The 20,000-nt window shown below is 69.3% G+C and carries 17 protein-coding genes and 1 riboswitch; of the genes, 5 read left to right on the plus strand and 12 right to left on the minus strand.

Going from position 1 to position 20,000, the window contains the following annotated elements; genetic code table 11:
* The first annotated feature begins 13 nt into the window (after window positions 1-13).
* On the plus strand, window positions 14-955 hold the full coding sequence (locus BMY35_RS18210; protein ID WP_093201877.1) for an ABC transporter substrate-binding protein: 942 nt from the start codon (window positions 14-16) through the stop codon (window positions 953-955).
* A 32-nt stretch (window positions 956-987) separates the two neighbouring features.
* Window positions 988-1,515 (plus strand): SET domain-containing protein, encoded by a 528-nt coding sequence (locus tag BMY35_RS18215; protein ID WP_093201879.1) that lies wholly within the window; start codon window positions 988-990, stop codon window positions 1,513-1,515.
* Here BMY35_RS18215 and BMY35_RS18220 read toward each other — a convergent pair.
* The 9 genes from BMY35_RS18220 to BMY35_RS18260 form a co-directional block, all read right to left on the minus strand.
* Window positions 1,503-1,919, minus strand: coding sequence for a RidA family protein (locus BMY35_RS18220; protein WP_093201882.1), 417 nt, complete (start codon window positions 1,917-1,919; stop codon window positions 1,503-1,505). The genes BMY35_RS18215 and BMY35_RS18220 overlap by 13 nt on opposite strands.
* A 129-nt stretch (window positions 1,920-2,048) precedes the next feature.
* Window positions 2,049-2,702 (minus strand): vWA domain-containing protein, encoded by a 654-nt coding sequence (locus BMY35_RS18225; RefSeq protein WP_093202225.1) that lies wholly within the window; start codon window positions 2,700-2,702, stop codon window positions 2,049-2,051.
* Window positions 2,699-3,766 carry a magnesium chelatase ATPase subunit I gene (locus tag BMY35_RS18230; protein WP_093201885.1) on the minus strand — a complete coding sequence of 356 codons (1,068 nt, stop codon included), beginning with the start codon at window positions 3,764-3,766 and terminating at the stop codon, window positions 2,699-2,701. Before BMY35_RS18230 ends, BMY35_RS18225 begins: the two co-directional genes overlap by 4 nt.
* Window positions 3,763-7,572 carry a cobaltochelatase subunit CobN gene (gene cobN, locus BMY35_RS18235; protein ID WP_093201887.1) on the minus strand — a complete coding sequence of 1,270 codons (3,810 nt, stop codon included), beginning with the start codon at window positions 7,570-7,572 and terminating at the stop codon, window positions 3,763-3,765. The genes BMY35_RS18230 and cobN overlap by 4 nt, the downstream gene beginning before the upstream one ends.
* 15 nt (window positions 7,573-7,587) lie before the next feature.
* Window positions 7,588-8,652, minus strand: a complete 1,065-nt coding sequence (gene cobW, locus BMY35_RS18240; protein ID WP_093201890.1) for a cobalamin biosynthesis protein CobW — start codon at window positions 8,650-8,652, stop codon at window positions 7,588-7,590.
* A 135-nt stretch (window positions 8,653-8,787) separates the two neighbouring features.
* Window positions 8,788-9,465, minus strand: a complete 678-nt coding sequence (locus BMY35_RS18245) for an energy-coupling factor ABC transporter permease (RefSeq protein ID WP_093201892.1) — start codon at window positions 9,463-9,465, stop codon at window positions 8,788-8,790.
* Between the two features lie 73 nt (window positions 9,466-9,538).
* The gene (locus BMY35_RS18250; RefSeq protein WP_093201895.1) at window positions 9,539-11,080 is read right to left on the minus strand and encodes a PepSY domain-containing protein; all 1,542 of its coding nucleotides are present in this window, start codon (window positions 11,078-11,080) and stop codon (window positions 9,539-9,541) included.
* Between the two features lie 23 nt (window positions 11,081-11,103).
* Window positions 11,104-13,188 carry a TonB-dependent receptor gene (locus BMY35_RS18255; RefSeq protein WP_256228764.1) on the minus strand — a complete coding sequence of 695 codons (2,085 nt, stop codon included), beginning with the start codon at window positions 13,186-13,188 and terminating at the stop codon, window positions 11,104-11,106.
* Between the two features lie 254 nt (window positions 13,189-13,442).
* Window positions 13,443-13,739, minus strand: a riboswitch (cobalamin riboswitch).
* A gap of 79 nt (window positions 13,740-13,818) precedes the next feature.
* Window positions 13,819-14,040, minus strand: coding sequence for a hypothetical protein (locus BMY35_RS18260; RefSeq protein ID WP_093201899.1), 222 nt, complete (start codon window positions 14,038-14,040; stop codon window positions 13,819-13,821).
* A gap of 170 nt (window positions 14,041-14,210) precedes the next feature.
* Between BMY35_RS18260 and BMY35_RS18265 the strand changes: the two genes are divergently transcribed.
* The gene (locus BMY35_RS18265) at window positions 14,211-14,615 is read left to right on the plus strand and encodes a hypothetical protein (RefSeq protein ID WP_093201901.1); all 405 of its coding nucleotides are present in this window, start codon (window positions 14,211-14,213) and stop codon (window positions 14,613-14,615) included.
* Between the two features lie 34 nt (window positions 14,616-14,649).
* Here the strand turns inward: BMY35_RS18265 and ybaL are convergent, their stop codons facing one another.
* The 3 genes from ybaL to phbB all read right to left on the minus strand — a co-directional run bounded on the left by ybaL (window position 14,650) and on the right by phbB (window position 18,637).
* Window positions 14,650-16,353, minus strand: a complete 1,704-nt coding sequence (gene ybaL, locus BMY35_RS18270) for a cation:proton antiporter domain-containing protein (RefSeq protein ID WP_093201904.1) — start codon at window positions 16,351-16,353, stop codon at window positions 14,650-14,652.
* A 76-nt stretch (window positions 16,354-16,429) separates the two neighbouring features.
* Entirely contained in the window at window positions 16,430-17,773 is a 1,344-nt protein-coding gene (locus BMY35_RS18275; protein ID WP_093201906.1) for a dicarboxylate/amino acid:cation symporter, read from the minus strand.
* A 126-nt stretch (window positions 17,774-17,899) separates the two neighbouring features.
* The gene (gene phbB / locus BMY35_RS18280) at window positions 17,900-18,637 is read right to left on the minus strand and encodes an acetoacetyl-CoA reductase (RefSeq protein WP_093201910.1); all 738 of its coding nucleotides are present in this window, start codon (window positions 18,635-18,637) and stop codon (window positions 17,900-17,902) included.
* A gap of 204 nt (window positions 18,638-18,841) precedes the next feature.
* Between phbB and BMY35_RS18285 the strand changes: the two genes are divergently transcribed.
* Window positions 18,842-19,489, plus strand: a complete 648-nt coding sequence (locus tag BMY35_RS18285) for a DJ-1/PfpI family protein (protein ID WP_093201913.1) — start codon at window positions 18,842-18,844, stop codon at window positions 19,487-19,489.
* Complete coding sequence (locus tag BMY35_RS18290; RefSeq protein ID WP_093201915.1) at window positions 19,486-19,998, plus strand: CinA family protein; 513 nt, start codon at window positions 19,486-19,488, stop codon at window positions 19,996-19,998. The genes BMY35_RS18285 and BMY35_RS18290 overlap by 4 nt, the downstream gene beginning before the upstream one ends.
* Window positions 19,999-20,000: the final 2 nt, after the last annotated feature.

Consider the following 20,000-nt stretch of genomic DNA (forward strand, 5'->3'; position numbering starts at 1 on the left):
GGATGCCCGCCCGATGACCGCCACTGCCCCGCCGCCCCGCGCCCCGCGCCCGCTCTTCCCCGCCACCGCTGCCGCGCGGCGCATCGCAAAGGCCGCTGCCTTCGTGGCCCTGGGCTTCGGCCCGGCGGCGCACGCCGCCGGCATCCGGCTGGAGGACGACCGCGGCACCACCGTCGAACTGCAGGCGCCTGCAAGGCGCATCGTGTCGCTGATGCCCTCGCTGACCGAAACCGTCTGCGCCCTCGACGCCTGCGACCGGCTGGTGGGGATCGATCGCCATGCCAACTGGCCGGTGTCGGTGAAGGGGCTGCCGCAGGTGGGCGGCATCGACGACGCGAACGTCGAGCGCATCGTCGCTCTCAAGCCCGACCTGGTACTGCTGCGCCCGCGCAGCCGTGCCGCCGAACCGCTGGAGCGCCTGGGCCTGAAGGTGCTGGCGCTCGACGCCAAGACCCATGCCGACATGCGCCGCGTGATGGAAACCGTGGCCCGCGCCACCGGCCGCCCCGGCGCGGGCGAGGCCTACTGGCGCAAGCTCGACGCCGGGCTGGACGCGGCCCGTGCCCGCGTGCCGGCCGGCTGGCGGGGCCGGCGCGTGTACTTCGAGGTGCATGGCGGCATGGCCGCGGCCAGCGAAAGCTCCTTCATCGGCGAGACGCTGGCCCGCCTCGGGCTCGGCAACGCAGTGCCCGGCACGCTCGGCCCCTTTCCCAAGATGAGCCCCGAATTCGTAGTGCGAGCCAACCCCGACGTGCTGATGGTGTCGGCCCTCGGCGAAATCTCCGCCATGGCCTCGCGGCCCGGCTGGTCGGCCATGTCGGCCATCCAGCGCGGACGGGTGTGCAGCTTCGCCTCGGCGCGCTTCGACCTGATGATGCGGCCCGGCCCTAGGCTCGACGAAGCAGCCGACGCGATCGTGGGCTGCCTGAATTCCCTGGGCGACCCGAAGCCCTGAACCGACAGTCCTTTTCGTTTCCCTCCCCCCCGATGAAGCATCACAAGCGAACCTCGTCCACCCCCTTCGTGCGTGTAGGCCCCAGCGGCGTGCACGGCCTCGGCGCCTTCGCCACGCGCGACCTGCCGGCCGAAGCCTTCCTCGGCCTCTACGAAGGCCGCCGCTACACCAAGGCCGAGATCGCCACCAAGGTCTGGGACGACCAGCTCACCTACCTGTTCACCCTGTCGAACAACGAGACCATCGACGGCGCGAAGGGCGGCAACGCCACGCGCCACCTCAATCACTCGTGCGAGCCGAACTGCGAGGCGGTGGAGGAATACGACGAGGGCGGCGAGCTGGTGCTCAAGTTCCAGACGCTGATGGCGGTGGACGCGGGCGACGAGCTGTTTATCGACTACTCGCTCACGGCGGACGACGGCTCCCCGCCGTCGAAGTACCCCTGCCACTGCGGCTCGCCCAACTGCAGGGGAACGATGCTGGCGCCGCCCGACGAAGCGCCGCTGCAGGAAACGCCTCTTCCTCTTCTCCAGGAAGCTCCGGCCGGTCAGCCCGCCTGAGCGGCGTCAGCCACCCTGGCGATGCACTTGATCTCGAGCAGCCAGTCCGCGCTGCCGAGCCTCGCGACCTGCACCAGCGTCTGGGAGATCTGAGGATCGCCGCCGAACATTTCGGCGCGCAGCCCGAACAGTTCGTCGCCCCTGCCCAGAAAGCCGTCGATGTCGGTCACGAAGACGGTCTCGTCCACGACGTCCGCCATGGTCGCGCCGAAGGATTCGAGCACCGTGCGGACGTTGGCATAGGCCTGCTTCACCTGCGCCGAGATGTCGCCCGCGCCGATGGTGCGGCCCTCGCCGTCCACGCTCACCTGGCCAGAGAGATAGATGGTGTCGCCGACCTGCACGCCGTCGGCAATGATTTTTCGGAATGGTCCCTCGCGCACTACGCGCCTCGATGCCGGCATGACTGATCCTCTCGTTGCAAGGGCGGCAGTATCGAAGGACCAGCGCCGCTCATGGCGCCGCGCGGAAGATGGCCCCTCCGGACGCAAGCCGATACGCCAGTGGCCGGGCGCGCCGGCCGCTCTTGTGATTCAGGCCGTACCAGCGGCCGGCAGATAGCGCGCCTCCCAATCCTCGGCAAGCCGCCTCGCGCGATGCAGCGGCAACCGTGCCACCTCGAAGTCGACCACGCAGGCCACGTCGGCGGACGCAGGCCGCGCGGGGTGCTCGCTGCTGCGCCCGTCCGTCAGCAGCCATAGCCAGCGTTGCCTGGTCTCGCTCTTCGCCAGCAGCTGGTCGGCACGCCGCACGCCCAGCGCGAGCGGCGTGCCGCCGCCTGCCGCGATCGGCGCGATCCAGTCGTCGTTCCACGCACTGGCGCGGCGCGGCGGCAGGCGCAGCTCGACCGTGTCGCCGGCAAAGCACAGCAGCGCGACATGGTCGCGGCGCTGGTAGGCCTCATGCGTCAGCGCGAGCAGCAGGCCCTTGGCACGCGCGAGGTTGCCGTCGTTGCGCATCGAGGCCGAGCAGTCGAGCAGGAAGCAGTGCAGCGCACCGCTGCGCGCCTCCTGCGGACGATGGCGCAGGTGCGCGGCGCGAAGCCGGTCGGCGCCGCGTGCCGCGAAGGTGCGCGGCCAATCGAAGGCTCCGCCCTGCGTGGCGGGGCCGTGCCATGCGTCCCTGTGCGAACCCTGCCTCCGGTCACCCTGGCGCGCGCCAGCGGGTGCGGCGTCCCGGAGGCTCAGGCTTTTTTTGGGGCGACGGCCTGCGCCGGGGCGATCAGCGGGCGCAGCGGTTTCACGCGCTCGATGCCGACGGGCTCGGGGGGCATGGCGCCCCAGTCCTCGTCGCCCGTGCCGTTCGTGCCGCGCTGGCCGTTCGCCGTGGCATCGGGCCTTGTGGCGCGGGGTGCCGGAGACGGCGCGGCAGCCTCGGCTTCGGGCTTGCGACGGTGCAGCAGCACCGCTTCGGCCACGCGCCGAACGTGATCGGCCGTGATCTCGTCGGCGCCTTCCCACGCGGCGAGCGCCCGGGCCGAGCGCAGCATCACGAGGTCGGCGCGCAATCCGTCCACGCCGGCGGCAATGCACAGCGCGCCTACCGCCTCGTGCACCGCATCGCCGTAAGGAAGCGCCGACGCATCGGCCACGAGGGCCCGCGCGCGCGCCAGCGAGGCAGCCAGCGCGGCCTCTTCCTGCGCATGCTTCGCGCGAAAGCCCTGCGGATCGGCGTCGAAGGCCAGCCGGGCCCGCACGATGGCCTGCCGCCCGGCGGGGTCGTCGATGTTGCGCAGCTGCACGCACAGGCCGAAGCGGTCGAGCAGCTGCGGGCGCAGCGTGCCCTCTTCCGGATTCATCGTGCCCACCAGCACGAAGCGCGCGGCATGCCGGTGCGAGATGCCGTCGCGCTCCACCACGTTGACGCCGCTGGCGGCGGCATCGAGCAGCGAGTCGATCAGCGCGTCGGGCAGCAGGTTGATCTCGTCCACGTACAGCACGCCGCCATGCGCGCGCGCCAGCAGGCCGGGCGCAAAGGCGAGCTCGTGGCCGGCCAGGGCCTTTGCGAGGTCCAGCGTGCCGACCAGGCTTTCGAGGCTCGCGCCCAGCGGCAGCGTGACGAAGGGCGCGCCGGGCAGCAGCTCGGCGAGCGCGCGCGCTGCCGTTGTCTTGGCAGTGCCGCGCGGCCCTTCGATCAGCACGCCGCTCAGGCCCGGGTCGACGGCAGCGAGCAGCAGGGCCTGGCGCAGATGCGGCTGGCCCGCTATCGCGGCAAAAGGAAAAGGCACCGGCATCGGGGCGGCTGTGGTCATCGGGGGATTCCTTCCATCCGCTGCTCATGGTCGAGCAGCAGGTTCTCCAGCTGGGCGCGGTAGTCGCCGGGCGACTGCCACAGGCCGCGCTGCATGGCTTCGAGCAGGCGGTTGAGCATGTCGGTCAGCGCGCGCGGATTGTGTTCGTTCACGAAATCGCGGGTGGCTTCGTCGAGCACGTAGGCATCGGCCACCATCGCGTACTGGTGGTCGCCGACCACGCGGGCGGTGGCGTCGAAGCCGAACAGGTAGTCGACCGTCGCGGCCATCTCGAAGGCGCCCTTGTAGCCGTGGCGCTTCACGCCGTCGATCCATTTCGGGTTCACCACGCGCGAGCGGATGACGCGACCGATCTCCTCCTTCAGCGTGCGCACACGCGGCGCCTGCGGGTTGCCGTGGTCGCCGTGGTACATGGCCGGCTGCCGGCCGCTCAGGTGGCGCACGGCGGCGGCCATGCCACCCTGGAACTGGTAGTAGTCGTTCGAGTCGAGCAGGTCGTGCTCGCGGCTGTCCTGGTTCTGCATGACGACGTTCATCGCGCGCAGGCGACGAACCAGCGCCCCGGCGGCGGGCACGCCGTCGCTGCCCTGGCCGTAGGCGTGGGCGCTGCCGCCGACATAGGCCCGCGACAGGTCGTCGTCGGTCTGCCAGTCGCCGCGGTCGAAGAGCGGTTGCAGGCCCGAGCCGTAGCTGCCGGGCGCCGAGCCGAACACGCGCCAGCCGGCCTGGGTACGAGCGGCCTCGGGTGCCACGCCCTGCGCTTCCAGTGCGGCAGCTTCGCGGAGGATGCGCGCGCGGATCGGGTTGCGCTCCTCGTCCTCGTCTTCCTGCGCGGCGACGGCCTGCACCGCCGCGTCGAACATCTGCACGGCATTGGGAAACGCGTCGCGGAAGAAGCCCGAGATGCGCAGCGTGACGTCGATGCGCGGACGGCCGAGCCCGACCGTGGGCAGCACCTCGAAATCGACCACGCGCTGACTGCCCGGCGCCCACTTCGGCCGCACGCCGATGAGCGCGAAGGCCTGCGCCAGGTCGTCGCCGCCGGTGCGCATGGTGGCTGTGCCCCAGACCGACAGGCCCAGGGCCGCCGGATAGTCGCCATGCTCCTGCATGTGCCGCTCGACCAGCTGCGCGGCCGACTTGAGGCCGAGCATCCAGGCCGTGGGCGTCGGAATCGCGCGGGTGTCGACCGCGTAGAAATTGCGACCGGTCGGCAGCACGTCGGGCCTGCCGCGCGAGGGAGAGCCGCTCGGGCCCGGTGGCACGAAGCGGCCCTGCAGGGCGCGGCAAAGCTGCAGCAGCTCCTGCGCGCCGCAGGCATCGAGCGCGGGCGCGAGGTTGCGGTCGATGTGCGCCATCACGGCGGCGGCGCGCGGCAGTTCCGGCGGGCATGCGCCCTCTTCCATCAGCCTCTGCGCGAGCAGCTCCAGCCGCTCGCGTGTGTCGCCGTGGTGCCGCCATGCATCGGTGCTCACCGACTGCAGCAGCGCGGGGCGTGCGCCCTGCCATGGCGTGGCGGCGTCGATGTCGAGCGGATCGAAGCCGTCGTCCGGCAGCAGGTCCTGCGACAGCGCGCCGAGCAGTCCGGCGTTCGCTCCCGCGCCGTCGGCGGCCGGATAGCGGGCCAGCGCCAGCAGCGTGTCGCGCCGCAACCGCCCCTGCGGCGACGCGCCGAACACATGCAGCCCGTCGCGGATCTGCGTTTCCTTCAGCTCGCAGAGGTAGGCGTCCACGCGCGCGAGCACGGCGTCTTCTTCCTCGCCCGGCATGACCAGTTCCTCGACCAGGTGCTGCGCGCGCACCGCCGCGAGGATCTGCGCGCGCAGCACCTTCGCGCGGCGCGCGTCGACCAGCAGCGCGTCGTAGTACTCGTCGACCTGCCGCTCCAGGTCCTGCATCGGGCCGTGGTTCTCGGCGCGCGTGAGCGGCGGCATCAGGTGGTCGACGATGACCGCCTGCGTGCGACGCTTGGCCTGCGCGCCCTCGCCCGGATCGTTGACGATGAACGGGTACACATTCGGCAGCGGCCCGAGGATCGCATCGGGCCAGCAGGCCTGTGACAGCGCGATGCTCTTGCCCGGCAGCCATTCGAGGTTGCCGTGCTTGCCCACGTGCACCACGGCATCGATGGCGAAGGCTTCGCGCAGCCAGAAATAGAAGGCCAGGTAGCTGTGCGGCGGCACCAGTTCGGCGTCGTGGTAGCTCGCGTAGTCGGCTGCGCCCAATGTGCCGAGAGCGCGCGCGGGCTGGATGCCGACGAACACGCGGCCCAGCCGCAGGCCGGCGATCATGAAACGGCCGTTGCGCAGCATCGGGTCTTGCTCCGGCATGCCCCAGCGTTCGTCGATGGCCGCCGCCATGCCCTCGGGCAGCTTCGCCAGGCACGCGCGGTACTCGGCCAGCCCGAAGCTCTGCCACGCGGGCCGCGCGGCCCATTGCGCGGGGTCGTTCGCGATGCCTTCCTGCAGCCTGCGCATCAGCGCATCGCCGTCGGCCGGCAGCGAGCCGGGCTCGCCCAGCGCGTAGCCTTCGGCCGCCATCGCATGCAGGATCGCCATCACCGAGGCCGGCGTGTCCAGCCCCACGCCGCTGCCGATGCGGCCTTCGCTGCCCGGGTAGTTGGCGAGGATCAGCGCGATGCGTTTCTCGCCGGCGCGCAGGCTGCGCAGACGGCACCAGCGCCGCGCCAGCTCGGCCACGAAGGCGATGCGGTCGGGCTCGGGCTGGTAGCTGACCACCTCGGTCTGCGTGAGTTCGCAGCGGTGCGACAGGCCCTTGAAGCTCACGGCCCGCGTGACGATGCGGCCGTCCATCTCGGGCAGCGCGATCTGCATGGCGATGTCGCGCGGGCGCAGGCCCTGGCTGTCGGCCAGCCAGTCCTCGCGGTTGCCGCCGCTCACGACCACCTGCAGCACGGGCGCGTCGCCGGCCAGTTCCACATCCTCACCCTGCCCGCCCTGCCCCAGCGCCGCGAAGGCCGTGGTGTTGAGCACGAGCTGCACGTCGTGCTCCGCGCACAGCTCGCGCAGCGTGGACAGGCACAGCGGGTCCTTCAACGAATCGAGCGCGACCGGCAACGGATTCAGCCCCTGCCCGCTCAGCGCCGCCGCGAGCGCATCGAAAGCCGCCGTGTTGCCCGACAGCAGGTGCGAGCGATAGAACACCAGCGCCACCACCGGCGCGCCCGCATGCCAGCCGGCGCGCAGGTCGTCGATGCCGGCCACGGTGTGCGCCGCGTCCATGCCGCGCGGCACATGCAGCGCCACCTGCGGCAGGCTGCGCGGCGGCAGCGGTGCCTCGCCATGGCCGAGTCCGTGAAAGGCCACCGCGCGCAGGAACTGCATCGCATTGCCGGCCCCGCCGCTGCGCATGTATTGCCAGAGCTGGCGGCTCACCGCGCGCGGCACCGTGCCGCGTGCGAGCAGGTCTTCGTCCTCCTGCAGGTCGCCGGAGAACATCGCGAGCTGCTGGCCCTTGCGTTTCGCCAGCTTCTCGAGCTGCTGCAGCCCGTAGGCCCAGGCCGATTCGGCCCCCAGGTGGTCGACCACCACCACGCGCGCATGCTGCAGCACCTCGTCGACGTACAGGTCGAGCGAGGCCGGCTGGCGCAGGTGCATCAGGTTCGCCAGCCGCAGCGACGGATAGCCGGGGTCGGTGGCCGCCAGCGCGGTGCGCGCGGCGGCGAGCAGCGCGAGCGTGGTGTCGGCCGAGCTGAGCACCACGATGTCGCCCGGCGTCTGGTCGAGACGGGTGACGACGCTGTCGTCCTCGACGAAGCGTCCGGGCTGGGTGCTCAGCAGGTGCATGCGATCAAGGCAGCGTCAGGCGGCGACCGCGCTCACCTCGTCGAGCGCCTTGCGCAGCGCCGCCTCGTCGAGGTCTTCGCCGATGAACACGAGCCGCGTGCGCTGCGCCTCGCCGTCGCGCCAGCGGCGGTCGAAATGGTGGTCGAAGCGGCGGCCCACGCCCTGCACCAGCAGGCGCATCGGCTTGCCCGGAACGGCGACGAAGCCCTTCACGCGGTAGATGGTGTGCTGCTCGACCAGCTTGCCGAGCACGGCGAGCAGGCCGTCGCGGTCCACGGGCGGCAGCTCGATCACGAGCGAGTCGAACTCGTCGTGGTCGTGGTCTTCCTCGTGGTCGTGGTGGCTCTCGCGCAGGTGGATGGTGGCCTCGGCCGCGCGGCCCTGGCCCAGCAGCAGCGCGAGCGGCAGCTTGCCTTCGCTGGCGGCGACGATCTTCACCTCGGGCGGCAGCTCTTCGCGCACCAGCGCCTCGACCTTGGCGCGCGCGGCGTCGTCCATCAGGTCGGTCTTGTTGAGCACCACGAGGTCGGCGGCGGAGAGCTGGTCTTCGAACAGCTCGTGCAGCGGCGATTCGTGATCGAGGTTGGGGTCGGCGCGGCGGGCTTCATCGACGGCCTCGGGGTTCTCGGCGAACTGGCCCGAGGCGGCGGCGGGGCCGTCGACCACGGTGACGACCGAATCGACGGTGAAGATGTTGGCGATGTCCGGCCACTGGAAGGCCTGCACCAGCGGCTTGGGCAGCGCGAGGCCCGAGGTCTCGATGAGCACCGCGTCGAGATCGCCGCGCCGCTCGGCCAGCTGCAGCATCACGGGCAGGAACTCTTCCTGCACGGTGCAGCAGACGCAGCCGTTGGCCAGTTCGTAGAGCGCGCCTTCGCGCTCGTTGCCTTCGTCGTCGCAGCCGATGCCGCAGCCGCGCAGGATTTCGCCGTCGATGCCCAGCTCGCCGAACTCGTTGACGATCACCGCGATGCGGCGGCCTTCGGCGTTGCCGAGGATGTGGCGCAGCAGCGTGGTCTTGCCGCTGCCGAGGAAGCCCGTGACGATGGTGACGGGGATCTTGGCGTTGCTTGAGGTCATGGGGTGGATTCTTTCAGGCGCCTGCGCGCGGCATGCAGCCGGCAAGGCGAAAGTGGCGCCGGATGATTCCGGCGCCACTGATGGTGATGAATGGCCTCCCCGGCGCAAAGCCGGGGAAGCGACGACAGAAGGCGATCAGACGCCGCCGTACAGGCGGCGCTCGACGAAGACGGAGCCCTGCAGCCGACGCCAGGCCTTGGCCGCTGCCAGCACGCCCAGGTCGACCAGCGGCTCGACGAGCACGACGGTCATGTAGGCGGCGCCGAAGCTGGCGATCTGGCTCATGTTCTCGATGCCGGTGCCGCGTCCATAGAGCGCCCAGAAGCCGACCCACACCACGATGCCGCCCTGGTAGGCCACCGACAGCTTGAAGGCCTGCTGGTAGCCGATGTCCACGTAGGCCAGCTTCTCGGGAATGATCCGGCGGGCCAGTGCGGAAGTCGCGAACAGCGGCACCAGCAGGGTCGTGACGTTCATGCCGTACTGCGGAATGTCCTGCGGCTCGAAGAAGAGGCCCTGGATCAGCAGGCCGCCCGCCAGGCCGATGGCGGCGGGCGCCAGCCCGAACACCAGCAGCAGCGTGGTGCCGAGGATCAGGTGCACTTCAGACACGCCCACGGGGTGATGCGGGAACACCTCGAAGAAGCAGAACACCAGCGCGATGGCGATGGCCGAGCGCAGCAACAGGGCGGCGGGGCCGTCCTTCACGAGAGTCTGGAACGCGACCTTGCCCGTGTAGGCAAGAGCGGCTGCCGCCGTCGCGTAGCTGAGGAATATCTTGGATCCGTCGACTAGACCTGGTTCGATGTGCATCGAGCACCTCCTGAAATGCACCGTGGTGCGAAAGTTGATTGTTGGTGGATGGGCTGGCGCACGCAAGCCCCCGTCATGGACGCTGGAGCGCGCGCTGCGCTCCCTGCATGGCCGTCACCGGCCAGGGCTTTCGCCGCAACCGTCGCCAGCCGATCACGACGCCGCTGGCCGAAGCCACGGCGCCGACGATGGAAAGCAGCCACACCACGAGATCCCAGGCCGGCCTGTACTGGATGAGCCAGGGGAAGTCGAGGCTGTGCGCCGCGTTGAAGAGCCAGCGGCGCAGGCGCGAGTTGCCGTCGCTGCTGCCCGCGACCTGGCCGCTGGAAGGGTCGATGTAGATCCAGCTGCGCGCCGGATCGTCGAACTGCAGACGCCACACGGGCACGATGCGCTCGCGGTGGTGGCCGTACCAGTGGAAGTCTTCACGGGTCTGCAGCGTGGCCTCGGTGATGGCGTATCCGGGCCGCAGGCGGGCCGCGGCACGCAGGATGTCGTCCTTCGCGATGACGGCCGGCTCGCCGGTGACTGCATCGACCACGCACACCCGCGCTTTCGCATCGCGCAACTGCAGCAGCGGCCTGCCGGCGAACCACAGCAGCACGGCCTCGCGCGCGGCAGCCTCGCCCTCGCCCGCCGGCAGCGAAGCCGGCGGCCACGGGAACGGCGACTTGCCGACACCCGTGTAGCTCGCCATCGCCGCCGCGTCGCCCGCCCCGCGCTGGAACCAGCCGTTGGGGTTCATCGACAGCCAGCCGCTGACGATCCACGTCAGCACGAAGAAGCCGCCGACCAGCCCCGCGATGTGGTGCCAGGCCATCCAACCCGAGTACGGCGTGACCGCACCGTTGCGGAACCTGCGGCGCAGCCGCACCCGCAGGATGCCGATGACGATGCCCGTCACGGCCGAGACGATGCAGGCGGCCGACAGCCACACCACCACGTCGTGCCACAGCGGCGGATCGGCGCGCAGCGGCGTGAAGTAGATCCAGTGCGGCACCGAGCCCAGCCAGTTCCAGAAGCGTTCGGGGCGCGTGGTGTCGCGCACCACCTCGCCGTTGACCTGCGACACGTAGAGCTCTGTGCCCGCCTCGTCGCCGACCTCGATGCGGTGCAGCGGGCGCAGCGGGTTCAGGCCCTGCGGCACGGTCCACTGGTCGCGCTCCAGCGTCTCGGCCCAGTGCGCGCCGGCGTGACCCGAGAAGGCGCGCGCGATGGCTTCGGCCTGCGCGGCATCGACCGGGCCGGGCACATGGCCGTCGCGCGCCGACACGGTGTGCCGGCCACCGCGCGCATCGACGATGCGCCAGACGGGGCTGGCGCCGTCTCCGCCCTGCATCTCCAGCACCATGCGACGCGGCGGGCGCGACCGTGCATCCTTCGGCAGCGCATCGAGCGCGGCCGCGGGAGACACCGCCGCCTGGTCGAAACGCAGCGGAGAGAGCCCCGCGAGCCGCTCCTGGTCCGTGAGGTTGGGATACCCCACGTACATCATCACCACGCCCGAGACGAACCACATGACGAACAGCAGGCAGCCGCCGATGCCCAGCCACCGGTGCGTCCAGTAGAGCCAGTGCCGGATGCGCGGCCAGGCGCGGCGCCATGCGGAGGTCATGCGTTCCCGGTCCTGTCTGCCATTCAGAAGCTGACCAGCGCCGACAGCTCGAAGGAGCGCGGACGCCCCAGCAGCCACTGGTTGCCGCCGTTAGAGAACGACACCGGGTAGCGCCTGTCGGCCAGGTTGTAGGCACGCAGCGCGAGCTTGAGCGACGGGTTCGCCTGCCAGCTCACGCCCGCGTCGGCCACGGTGTACGAACCGATCCTGCGCGAGTTGGCCGCATCGACCTGGCGCGGGCCGACGTAGCGCACGCCGACATCGGCCTCCCATTGCGGCAGGAAGCGCCAGGTGAGCCAGATGTTCGCGGCCTCCTCGGGCACGCCGGCGGGCGTGTTGCCCACGCGCGAGACCAGCCTGCCGCTGACGACCTCGTTGAAGTCGTCGTAGCGCGCGCGCAGCTTGGTGGCGTTGGCCTCCAGCCGCAACGTGGAGCTGAGCGCCAGGTCGAGCGTGGCCTCGATGCCTTCGGAAGACTGCTTGCCGACCTGCTGGGTGACGGTCGGATCGATGGCGTCGCGCGACAGCAGCTTGTTCTTCTTGATGCTGTACGCGGCCACGGTCCAGCCGCCTCGGTTGTCCGCGAGCTGGCGCTTGTAGCCGACCTCGACTTGCCTGCCGGTGCTGAGATCGAACGCCGCCTGCGAAGCCGAAGTTGTCACCAGCGAGCCCAGCGGATCGGCCGCACGCGCCACCTGCGCGTAGAACGACTGCGAGGCGTCGGGCGCGTAGACCACGCCGAGGCGGCCGGTGGCGTACTCGAAGGTCTTGCCGAAGCTGTTGGCGGCGTTCTGCAAGTCGGTGCGCGCGACCTTCGCGTGGTCCCAGCGCAGGCTGCCCACCACCGACCACTGTTCGTCGAAGGCCAGCTTGTCCTCCGCGAAGAAGGCGTAGGTGCTGGTCTTCGTCTTGTAGCGCGGCGTGTAGGCCACGGGCGAGGCGTAGTAGCCCGGGTTGAAGACGAAGGGGTCGACCACCGAGCGGCCGCCGTAAGGCGAATCGTTGGTGTGCGTGAAGTCGATGCGGTTCGCGTCGAAACCCACCAGCACCTGGTTGGCGAGGCCGAACAGCCGGTGCCTGAAGGTGGCGTCGGTGCGGTTGCCGATCTGCTCCTGGTCGTGGCCGATCTCCAGGTAATCGCCGCGCGTCACGCGACGGGTGGTGGCGTTGTAGGTGTAGGTCTCGCTGTTGCGCCAGTGGCGCTTGCTCTCCAGCCGGTAGAGCTGGTTGCGCACGGTGACGGATTCGTTGGGCGTCCACAGGGCGTCGAGGCGGGTCCACTTGTCGCGGTACTTGATCTCGGCGTCGTCCACGTTGTAGTTCTGGCGCAGCGTCTGGCTGCTCAGGCGGCCGTCGATCAGCGGCACGCCGTAGTAGCGCTGCGGCGACTGCCGGCCCTCGTCGTGCGAGAGCGTGAACTGCAGCTGCGGCGACACGTCCAGCCGCACGGCCGCGCTCACGGCAAGGCTCTCGGCCTCGCCGCGCTGCATGAAGCCGTCGGTGTTGCGCTGGCTGATGTCGAAGCGGTAGGAGAGCCGGTCATTGATCGCTCCGCCGCTGCCGAAAGCCACCTGCCGGGTGACGTCCGAGCCCAGCGTGACCAGCGCTTCATTGCGGATCGGGCCGCGCGTGGGCTTCTTCGGCACCACGTTGATCGCGCCGCCGATGGCGCCCTCGCCGTACATCACCGAGGCCGCGCCGCGCAGCACCTCGATGCGGTCGGCCGACCAGGTGTCGAAGGGGAAGGTGACAGTGCCGGCACCCGCGAAGAGGCGCGTGCCGTCGAAGAGCTGCATCACCGAACCGTGGCCCAGGAAGCCGCGAGCCCCCAGCGCGGTGCCACCGTTGCCCGGGCCCGGCGCGCCGGTGATGCCGGTGGCGCGGGTGACGGCATCGACCACCGAGACGTCGCCGCGCGCGCGGATGGTGTCGCCCGTCAGCACCTCGATGCTGGCCGGCGTCTCCAGCGGCGTGAGGCCGAGGCGGCTGCCGGTCTGGGTGGGCTCGTCGATGGCCAGCGGCACGTGCCGGTCGGCCTCCACCTGTATGGGCTTGAGGCTCTGGCCGCCGCCGACGACTGTTTCGTCCTGAGATTGCGCCAGGGCCACCGAAGGCCCGAAAACCAGCCCCAATCCCAATGAAATGCCCGAAAGGCCCGAAAGACTCGAAAGGCGTGTCCTGCGCGGTGGCGGCACACCCTTGCGATCGCGCCGCGGCGATGCATGACCCATGTAGCTTCTCCTCCGGCCTGCGTCCCCGCAGGCTCCCGACCGATGAAGGACGCGGCGGAAGAAGAGGCGAAGGGACTGCGGCGGCTCGGGGGCGAGGGATGCGGCAGGCCCGGACACGCACTCCCGCAGCGTCCGAAGGCGGTTGCGAGGGCCGGTATCCGGGCTTGCGGAGCGCCGCGGCGTGCCTTCTGTGGAGGCACGCCACGACGGAAATCCTCGCCTTCCCACGCCGAAGCGCAGTGGCTGCCCGTGCCAACCGAGATGGCACGTGCGTGAGGGTTTCCAGATCCGCTGACCGTTGCGGGGGCAGCGCAGGAATTGACGCATCGATCGATCAAGAGAACGACGACGCGGCGCACCTGCTTCCCGTTTAACCCCGTCGCCATGGATGAGATGGCGTGCGGGGCACCTTCGAACCGTGTTGCCCGGCGCGGTTAATGAAAACTGCCGCACCGGAACGGCGGGATTATAGGTAGCGCCCCCTCGGGAGGGGCCGCGCCGCGGGCTTCAGCCGGGCTTTCCGTCGGGCCCGAACAGCCGCCGCATCATGGCCACGCCGGCCACCAGGGCGTTCGAATAGGTGGCGTAGGGCTCGTGGGCGGCTTCCAGCGGCACGTAGACGTGGGAGGTTTCGCCGGGCGTGTCGTCCACGGCCTCCATCAGCACCCAGTAGAACTCGCCCGCCTCCAGTTCGTGGACGGTGAGTGCGATGTTTCTGGGAGAGGGCATGGTGCAAGGATGAATGTGCTGCCTGACTACTGGATGAACAGGAAATGCACGGGCGTGGTTGACAGAGCTTTCGGGGTTCTCCTACAGAGCACGCCCCGGGTGCGACCTAATGTTGTATCGACAGGGACTCACGAGACTCCAAGAAGAACCGACCAAGAACAGGAGGCAGCATGAAGCACTTCACTCTTGAACCCGGCATGCGATCGAGCATCGGCGGCGCCTTCTACCCGACCGGCTACTCGATGGTGATGTTCCCCAGCGCCGAGGATGCGGACCGCATCGGCCACCGCCTGATCGAAAAGGGCATGAGCGGCGACGAGGTCTACCTGCTTCCAGCCGAGACGGTTCTCGCGGAGATCGTCCCGACCGTGAGGTCGGCCGACAGCCCCCTGCCCTCCGCCGGCACCGACGCGGCCACGGTGCGCGCCTATGCCAAGCTGGCGAAAGAGGGCCATACCGGCCTGCTCGTCAGGACGAAGGACGGCGCGGCCGCCGAGCGGCTGATGGAGCTGGTGCGCACCGTGCCCTACTCCATCGCCCAGCGCTACCGCACACTGGTGATCGAAGACCTCTGAAGCCCTGAAGGGAAAGAGTCCCTTTCAGGGGCCCTCAGGCCGGCACGGCCATCGACACGGCGCGCTGGACCACGTCGCGGGCCATGGCCTGGGCCAGTTCCTGCTCGCCGAGAAACACGGTGGCGGAGGTTTCCTGCGTGAGCAGCCGGGCCTCCTGCTCGTTGTGGCTGCGGATCACCGTCTGGATGGTCGGGTTGAGCGTGCGCGCGGTTTCCATCATCTGGCGCACGTTCATGGTGTCGGGCGTGGCCACGACCAGCACGCGGGCGCGGGCGATGTGCGCCTGTATCAGCACGGCCGGATCGGCCGCGTCGCCCCACACGGCCGGGGTACCGGCCTCGCGCAGCTTCTCGACCAGTTCGCGGTTCTGCTCGGCCACCACGTAGGGGATGTCGTTGGCGTCGAGCTCCGCCGCGATGCGGCGCCCCACCCGGCCGTAGCCCACCAGCACCACCTGCCGCGAGAGGTACTTCGCCTCGGTGGTCATGGGCAGTTCGGCGAGCGGGTCGTCGCGCATCTCGAGTCCGCGCGCGAAGGAGGAATGGGCATGCAGCCATTTCTGCATCGGCGCGATCAGGCTGAACCACAGCGGATTGGTGGCGATGGAAATCAGCGCCCCGGCCAGCACCAGGCTCTGCCCCTCCACCGGCAGCAGGCCCAGCGACACGCCCAGCCCCGCCAGGATGAACGAGAACTCGCCGATCTGCGCCAGGCTGGCGCTGACCGTGAGCGCCGTGCCCAGCGGATAGCGGAACACCAGCACCAGCGCGCAGGCCGCGAGCGACTTGCCCAGCACGATGACCAGCACCACCGCCAGCACCTGCAGCGGCCGCTCGATCAGCACCGAGGGATCGAACAGCATGCCGACCGACACGAAGAACAGCACCGCGAAGGCGTCGCGCAGCGGCAGCGATTCCTGCGCCGCCCGGTGGGCGAACTGCGACTCGCGCATCACCATGCCGGCGAAGAAGGCGCCCAGCGCGAACGACACGCCGAAGAGCGCAGCCGACGCGTAGGCAATGCTCACGGCCGCAGCCACCACGCACAGCGTGAACAGCTCGCGCGAGCCGGTGCGCGTGACCTGCCAGAGGATCCACGGGAACACGCGCCGCCCCACCACCAGCATCAGCGCGACGAAGCCGCCCACCTGCAGCAGCGTGAGGCCCAGCGTCTGCCACAGCGGATCGCCCGATCCGGCAGCACCCGACACGCCCAGCGTGCCCGCCAGCGGCGGCAGCAGCACGAGCACCAGCACCATCGCCAGGTCTTCCACCACCAGCCAGCCGACGGCGATGCGGCCGGTGAACGAATCGAGGATGCCCAGGCTTTCGAGCGCGCGCAGCAGCACGACCGTGCTGGCCACCGACAAGGCCAGCCCGAACACCAGCGCCGCGCCGGGGCTCCAGCCCCACCACAAGGCCAGGCCGCCGCCGAGCAGCGTGGCCACCGCGATCTGGGCGAGCGCGCCGGGCAACGCGATCTTGCGAACGGCCAGCAGGTCGTCGAGCGAGAAATGAAGGCCCACGCCGAACATCAGCAGCATCACGCCGATTTCGGCGAGCTGGGCGGCAATACCCGCATCGGCTACGAAGCCAGGGGTGAAGGGGCCGATGATCACGCCCGCCAACAGGTAGCCGACCAGCGCCGGCAATCGCAGCCTGGCCGCCAGGAAGCCGAGGATGAGCGCCAGCCCCAGGCCGGCGGCGATCGTGTTGATGAGGGAGACGCTGTGGGGCATCGCTCCATTTTGCAGGAACGATGCCCGGCCTTTCATTTCGAACGGCCTTCCCGGCCGGCCGTTTCAGGCGGCCTGTTCAGCCCGCCATCTTGCTGGTGCGGGCGGCATCGAGCACCTCGGGCTCCTGCGCCTCCACCCAGCTCTCGTTGTTGAGCCCGGCCCGCAGGCGGGTCTCGTCGAGTTCGCCGGTCCACTTGGCGACCACGATGGTGGCGACGCCGTTGCCGATCAGGTTGGTCAGCGCGCGGGCTTCCGACATGAAGCGATCGATGCCCAGGATCAGCGCCAGCCCCGCCACCGGCACATGGCCCACTGCCGACAGCGTGGCCGCCAGCACGATGAAGCCGCTGCCCGTGACGCCCGCCGCGCCCTTCGAGGTGAGCAGCAGCACCGCCAGCAGCGTGATTTCCTGCGTGAGCGTCATCGGCGTGTTGGTCGCCTGCGCGATGAACACCGCCGCCATCGTCAGGTAGATGGAAGTGCCATCGAGGTTGAACGAGTAGCCGGTCGGTATGACGAGACCCACGCAGGTCTTGTTCGCGCCCAGGTTCTCCATCTTCTCCATCATGCGCGGCAGCACCGATTCGCTGGACGAGGTGCCCAGCACGATCAACAGCTCTTCCTTGATGTACTTGATGAACTTCCAGATGCTGAATCCGTGGAAGCGCGCGATGAGCCCCAGCACCACGAAGATGAACAGCAGGCAGGTCAGGTAGAAGGTGCCCATCAGCTTGCCGAGCGAGAACAGGCTGCCCAGCCCGTACTTGCCGATGGTGAAGGCCATTGCGCCGAAGGCGCCGATGGGCGCCAGCTTCATGATGTAGTTGACGATGCCGAAGAGCACGTGCGAGCCCTTCTCGATCACGTCGAACACCAGCGTGCCGCGGCCGCCGAAGCGGTGCAGCGCGAAGCCGAACATCACGGCGATCAGCAGCACCTGCAGGATCTCGCCCTTGGCGAATGCATCCACCACCGTGTTGGGGATGATGTTCATGATGAAGTCGATCGTGCCGGTCATCTTGCCCGGGCCCGTGTAGGCCGCGATGCTCTTGGTGTCGAGCGTGGCCGGATCGACGTTCATGCCCGCGCCGGGTTTGAGCACGTTCACCAGCACCAGCCCCACGATGAGCGCGATGGTGCTCACCACCTCGAAGTACAGCAGCGCGAGGCCGCCGGTCTTGCCGACCTTCTTCATGTCCTCCATGCCGGCGATGCCGACCACCACCGTGCAGAAGATGATCGGCGCGATGATCATCTTGATCAGCTTGATGAAGCCGTCGCCCAGCGGCTTCATCGCCTCGCCGGCCGCCGGATAGAAGCGGCCGAGCAGCACGCCGATGATCACCGCGGTGATCACCTGCACGTAGAGGGAGCGGTAGAGCGGGAGCTTTCTGGCGGATGTGCTTGTTGTGCTTTCCATGTTTGCCTCCGGAGGGTTGAAGACTGTAGGACGCGTATTCGCGGTTTTCTATCCGTGGAACCCGCATCGTCGAAATGAAAAGACCCGCCGAAGCGGGTCTTGTCGATCAGGTGTAAGTCAGCATGCTTAATGCATGTGGAGACCGCCGTTGACGGAGAAGTCGGCCCCCGTGCTGTAGCCGCCTTCGTCGGTGGCCAGCCACGAGATGATGGAGGCGATTTCGCTCGGCTCGCCCAGGCGCTTGACCGGAATGGTGGCCACGATCTTGTCGAGCACTTCCTGGCGGATGGCCTTGACCATGTCGGTGCCGATGTAGCCCGGGCTCACGGTGTTGACCGTCACGCCCTTGTTGGCCAGCTCCTGTGCCAGCGCCATGGTGAAGCCGTGCATGCCGGCCTTGGCCGCCGAATAGTTGGTCTGGCCCGCCTGGCCCTTGGCGCCGTTGACCGAGCTGATGTTGATGATGCGGCCCCAGCCCTTTTCGACCATGTCGCCCACCACCTGCTTGGTGACGTTGAACATGCTGTTGAGGTTGGTCTCGATGACCGCGCTCCAGTCCTCGGGCGTCATCTTGAGGAACATGCGGTCCCGCGTGATGCCGGCGTTGTTCACCAGCACGTCGATGGGGCCGTGCGCGGCCTTGGCGGCGGAGAAGGCTTCAACGGTGGATTGCCAGTCGCCCACATTGCCGACCGACGCATGGAACTCGAAGCCTGCGGCTTTCTGTTCGGCCAGCCACTTGGCGTAGTCGCGCGTGGGGCCGCAACCTGCGACCACGGTGAACCCGTCCTTGTAGAGACGCTGGCAGATGGCTGTTCCGATGCCACCCATGCCCCCGGTGACATATGCAACTTTCTTGCTCATGAGATTTCCTTTGTGTAATGGCAAAAGCCTGAACGGCCGCCTTCACTCTAGCGAGTTTCAAGCCATGGGCCCTCTGAGGAAAACACTGAGCCAAGCTTGCAACCAGCTGTCACGAAGAGTGGTCACGAAGCGACCTTCGTGCCCAGCCTCTATCCTCTCATCCGTGCGTGTCCGCACAGGCAAAAACCCAAGGAGTTCCAAAGTATGAATTTCGGGATCATCGTCTTCCCCGACGTCGAGGAACTCGACTTCGTCGGCCCCTGGGAAATGCTCACCATGTGGAGCAAGCTGGCCGGCGGTCCCGAGCACTGCCTGATCGTGGCCGAGAAGCGCGAGCCGGTGGCCTGCGCCAAGGGCCTTTCCATCAACCCGCACGTTTCCTTCGCCGACTGCCCCCAGCTCGACTGCCTGCTCGTTCCCGGCGGCATGGGCACGCGCCGCGAGGTCGACAACGTGGTCATGACCCGCTTCCTCGCCGACCAGGCGCCCGGATGCACCACGCTGATGTCGGTATGCACCGGCGCCTTCGTGCTGCACGCGGCCGGACTGCTCTCGGGCAAGACCGCGACCACGCACTGGGGATCGCTCGACCGCCTGCGCGCGCTGGGCGACGTGAAGGTGGTGGAGCAGCGATTCGTGCAGGACGGCAACGTCTGGACCTCGGCCGGGGTATCGGCCGGTACCGACCTGATGCTGGCCTACATCGCCCACAGCGCGGGCGAGGAAGCCGCCGCCAAGGTGCAGCTGCAGGCCGAGTACTACCCCGCGGACACCGTCTACGGAAACACGGCGAGCCACGAGCGCGCGCCGGCCTACGTGAAGCGGCCCGGTCCGCGCTCCCACGCGCAATGAGTTCGCCCGTCCTCCCCGAACCGCTGCCCGTGCTCGCGGCGCGCGTGGGCGAAGCGCTGCGCGCGCGAGGCCAGACTGTGGCGGTGGTCGAGTCGTCGGCAGGTGGCCTGGTGTCGGCCGCCCTGCTCGCCATCGCGGGCGCCTCGGCTTACTTCAAGGGCGGTGCGGTCGTCTACTCGAGGCGAGCCGGCCGCGCGCTGCTGGACCTGACCGCCGAGGACATGGCCGGCATGCGCGGCGAGACCGAGCCCTACGCCCGGCTCGTCGCCGGCCGGGTGCGCGACACCCACCACTCGAGCTGGGGCATCGCCGAAAGCGGCGCGGCCGGCCCGTCGCCGAGCCCGTACGGCGACGTGCCGGGACGCGTGTGCCTCGCGATCGTCGGCCCGGTCACGGCAAGCCGCACCGTCGAGACCGGCGATGCGGACCGGCCGGCGAACATGGATCTGTTCGCGCGGCACCTGCTCGCGCTGTTCGACGAAGTCCTGCGCGAACAGCCCCCGGCCTGACG

It is taken from the genome of Variovorax sp. YR750 (assembly GCF_900109805.1).
GTDB lineage: Bacteria > Pseudomonadota > Gammaproteobacteria > Burkholderiales > Burkholderiaceae_C > Variovorax > Variovorax gossypii.